The sequence below is a fragment of the Rhodoferax sp. RT5P35 genome (assembly GCF_056521385.1).
The window spans coordinates 1-1664 of record NZ_JBWMAX010000076.1; the positions used below are offsets into that span (position 1 = coordinate 1).

Below are 1664 nucleotides of genomic sequence, written 5' to 3' on the forward strand. Positions count from 1 at the left end.
GCACCAAGGATCATAGGTGGTGCTCGGGATCAGGGCTTTAGCCAACTGCTCAAGCCCATCTCGAAGTCGTTAAATTTTTTCTGGCAGGCGGCTATCTCTTCCGTGTTGGCCTTTGTCTCGCACTGCTTTTTCAGGGCAGACAAGCTGTCCGCCTGCCGCATCGTAGGACCGCTGCAATGGGTGATCGGGGTAGTGGGCACCACCACGGAGTGGAAGGCACTGGTCACATAGTTGTCCAAAGTGGTGCGCATGGAGATGACACGCGCGTAATTCTTTTGCGTCAAAAATTGGTTCTCTATGGACTTGTAATGCTCGCCATCGGAAGCAAAACTAAAGCGGTCTACCGTCACCAGCGGCTTTTCCATCAAGCCCGAATTCGATGCGCTGAGCGACAGGCTAGAGGCATGCTGCACCTCCAACTTAATCTGGGCCAATCGACTCACCACGCTGCCCGCCCCGGCCAAGGGCTGAAGTGCGGTGAGCAGCTGGTCGATGGGTACCTGTATCTGGCGAGATCGCTGCTCGCTGCGGTCTTCCGTCCACTCCAGATACTGGGCCAGCAACTGATAGGTAGTGATGTATTGCTTCTTGGCCGCGATAGCGGTGTCGATGCCGGTACGAGGGGAGGATGGCTTGTAGTCCACCAATGCGTCACTTTTTGAATCCCATTGTTTGCAATTCGCCCCATTTGCCTTGCAGGCGCGCCATAAGAAATCATCGCCAACCACCAGGGTCAGTACGCGGGGATTGCCCAACAACAGGAAACCGTTTTGTCGGTCCTCGCTCTGGCTGCGAAAGCCTGCCACATCGGCCACGCCCACGGCAGTCACCTTTTTATCGGCCAGTGCCCAGCGGGATACCAAGAGGCCTGGCGTATTCAGTGCCGTATCCAACTTATATTGGGCCTTGGCTTGGTCTGCTACCAACGCCACCAGTTGGACATTCCCATTCTTGATGCTGTCCTCCACATCCTTGGCATCTTTCAATCCACGGGGATCGGGCCATGCCGACAAAATCGATTTTTGGTAGTTGGCAGCAAACGCGCTCGCCTGTTCGCTGGCGGCCTTGGCTGTAGCCGCTGCCGTGGTGGCGGTAGCCAAGGCGGCGCTGTCTGCCCCCTGCTTCGCAGTCGTGGCGATGGCATCTGCTTGCTTGGAGGCTTCGGCGGCTTGGGTCGATTCGCTGTAGGATTGTCCCAACATGGCCAGAATGCCCTGGTGCGCCACCACTTCGGCGATCTCTGCAGACAAAGCAGACACCTCACCCAAAGCCGCGCGTGCATCGACGACAGTCTTGGCTTTCAAATCGGTGTTGGTGTAGTCCACCGTGGCGACAAATGAGCAGTCTGGCGAAAGGCGCAAGGCCAAGTTATCGGGCAAACGGTCGCGGGACAACCTCAACTTGGGAAGCAAAGGGGGATCGGGGTCGGTGCTCGCCAAGCCCACCACATCGGCCGCTCCTTGCCCAGTGATGCTGTACGAACGGCGGTGTTGCAGGTTATTAAACCAAGAGCCGGCATCCACCTGCTCCTCCGTGCCTAACTGGCTCAGACCTAGTGAAATAGCTTTGCGCTCAGTTGCGCAGCCTATCAGGGCCATTACGGCCATGGGAACGGCAAGGTAACGAAAAACAAAACGGGTTTGCATGCGATTCTCCGGTGGTGG

General features: G+C 57.1%; 1 protein-coding gene. It reads right to left on the minus strand.

Annotated elements, in window-relative coordinates:
- Nucleotides 1-29 precede the first annotated feature (29 nt).
- The coding region (locus AC097L_RS23715; protein WP_479589193.1) for a hypothetical protein at nt 30-1664 on the minus strand (1635 nt) is incomplete at its 5' end.